2 protein-coding genes are annotated in these 2,443 nt (G+C 56.0%); both read left to right on the top strand.

Going from position 1 to position 2,443, the window contains the following annotated elements; genetic code table 11:
• Nucleotides 1–1,023 precede the first annotated feature (1,023 nt).
• Complete coding sequence (locus FFK22_RS41410; RefSeq protein WP_306770266.1) at nucleotides 1,024–1,449, top strand: MucR family transcriptional regulator; 426 nt, start codon at nucleotides 1,024–1,026, stop codon at nucleotides 1,447–1,449.
• Nucleotides 1,450–1,747: 298 nt separating this feature from the next.
• Nucleotides 1,748–2,317, top strand: coding sequence for a suppressor of fused domain protein (locus FFK22_RS41405; protein WP_138893651.1), 570 nt, complete (start codon nucleotides 1,748–1,750; stop codon nucleotides 2,315–2,317).
• The last annotated feature ends 126 nt before the right edge of the window (nucleotides 2,318–2,443 follow it).

Here is a 2,443-nt window from a genome sequence, read left to right as displayed (position 1 = left end):
ATTAAACCGATCCCGACCAATCAATGACACAGCACCCAGCTTTCCTCAAAATCTGTATTGCCGCGGGCATCGCCTTCTTGCTGGTATCCCACATCCGGGTGGCACACGCTGGATCGCTAACATTTCACGGGCCAGAAGGAACTTCCACGGTAGTCACAAGAGACAGACCGCACCCAAATGAGAATATTACCAGCCATATCTTCAGCATCTCTGAGATGATAGGCAGATGTGTGTTATTTAAGCTTCAATCAACTATGGACGAGCGCCTCATCGAATCTGTAGATTCCGACATTTATAGCGTCTCCTTCCGATCTTCGAATGGAGATTGCAATTTCCGATATGAAGGAGGGATTCGAGTTCTTTGGTCTTGTGAAAGTGGTATCTATCGAGAATGTCTGAGGGCAATCTTCGAGGCCGCGATTGGTCATCGATTGCACGAAAAGGGATATGGCGACTCAGTCCAAGCTGGCGCTCCCCCCGATACGCCGTTCAAGATATTTTTTACTTTCGCATCTGATCCCAGTCATGAATCATCATGTAGGCTTTTGATGGACGGGATGGGGAATCCTAGCTATGAGCCGGGCTACATTTATTTCATGATGTCTGTGCAACTCTCCATGAATTGCCGCGATGAAGGTGTTCAGTAGGCGGGTGAGATTAGCCCGATGTCAGCTTTGGGTCGCGTGCGGTCATGACCGGTTCGGAGAGCCGACCGGGGCCGCCGCTTTGGGGCGCTGTCTGACGTCCCGACACGCCGGCATCGGCAACTCCGGGCGGAAGCGAGCCTCGCCGGCTGCGGGGCGGCGCCTCTACGACCGCGTTGGCACGCTCCGGTCGGGTCAACACGGCCCGGGAGGTACAAAGGCTGCTGCAATCGCTGGTGTGGGGCGGTGAGGGCCGGGGCTACACACAATGTGTCGCGAACGGAGGTCTCCATCATTGTATGAGTTGTGTTGACCTGCCTCGCCTCCTGAGCAATAAATAAGCAATTAGGATTTTGATCATTTCATGAATGGGCGAGATATGTCCGACGATATTGCCGCTTCCGTAACGCGGATTGTTTCTGCCTATGTCGCATCCAACAAGGTTGACCCTGCCGACCTGCCGGGTCTCGTCGCCGGGATCCGCCGGGCTTTGGAGAGGCTGAGCAATCCCCCGACAGCGGAACCGGAGACGCCAAAACCGAAACCGGCTGTCCCGATATCGCGCTCGGTGACCTCAGATTTCATCATCTGCCTGGAAGACGGCTTGCCTTTGAAAATGCTGAAGCGCCACCTCGCAACCGCATACAACCTGACCCCCGAGGCATACCGAAAGCGCTGGGGACTACCAGAGGATTACCCAATGGTGGCGCAGAGCGTGAGCGCGCAGCGCAGAGCGGCGGCCAAGCGGAGCGGGCTGGGGCGCCATGGTGCGGCCGTAGCTGCTCGCGCGCGCGAGCAGCTATGAGCCTGAACCCCGAGCTGCGGGCCAATTGCAGGTCAGGCCCCGAGTTGAAGACGCGAGACCACCTGTGGCCCTTCCCACCATGCTCCGGGTCGGACATCATCCACCCCAAAAATCTGCCCTCGTCCGCTTCGGAGACACCGACACCATGACCGCTTTCGGCGCTCCCGAGCCAGGCAGCGCCGGCAGGGAAGGGCGGAAAGCGGTCGTGATCACCGCGTGTCGAGCACGCGCGTCCATTCGGTTATGCTAACGAGCGCGTGCCCGGATTCGGAAGACTAATCTCGGCGGTAGGGGGAAGATGTCGATCTCAAACGAAAACAGGGCACTGCACCGCTACCTCTCTACGCTGCTCGGATCAGCGAAGGTGCACCGCTATTGGGACGAAGCGGAGGAGAGCTCGATCGACATTCTAGAGGCCACAGACGCTCCCGCGCCTAAGGTGACCACATGGGCAACAATCGGACTCTCTGATGCGCAAACTGGCCTTGCGGTGAACGGGGTTCCACTCGGCGTCGAGTTTCTATTTACTTCGATGAGCGTAAATTCTCGGGCTCCGAACATTCTTACAACATGCGCCTTTAATGTCATCAACTCAAATATGAAAGCTGAGCCAGGAGTTATTTACCCTAGAGTGATCGAGATGTATTATAAAAATATCGACGTAAACCACATACTGCTGGGAAACCCATATTTATGGGACATCAAAACGCAAGAATTCACCTCAAAGATCGTTGCGTGGCTGTCGTTGGTGCCCATTTCAAATGCGGAGTACGCTGTCGCAAACAGCAAGGGTGTAGATCATCTCGAACGAGCATTAGAAGCGCGCAGCGTTGACGACTTCAATCTGCGGCGAAAGTCAATTTATTAGATTTTATCCTACATTTTCATGCGACCGTGAAGGTCCGCTTGGGGTCGCGTCCGATCATGTCCGCTCTCCAGCGCCGGGCGAGACGGCCGCTTTCGGGCAGCCTCGATTCGGCCCGGCCGGCTGAGA

The organism is Mycobacterium sp. KBS0706, assembly GCF_005938675.2.
Classification (GTDB): Bacteria; Pseudomonadota; Alphaproteobacteria; order DSM-16000; family Inquilinaceae; genus Inquilinus.
The sequence above is the reverse complement of the archived record's forward strand: the minus strand, read 5'-3'. Positions and strand labels throughout refer to the sequence as shown.

What these genes read in the sequence shown, in the direction of transcription:
- FFK22_RS41410 (WP_306770266.1), top strand. Translation starts at nt 1,024, where the DNA reads ATGTCCGACGATATTGCCGCTTCCGTAACGCGGATTGTTTCTGCCTAT.
- FFK22_RS41405 (WP_138893651.1), top strand. Translation starts at nt 1,748, where the DNA reads ATGTCGATCTCAAACGAAAACAGGGCACTGCACCGCTACCTCTCTACG.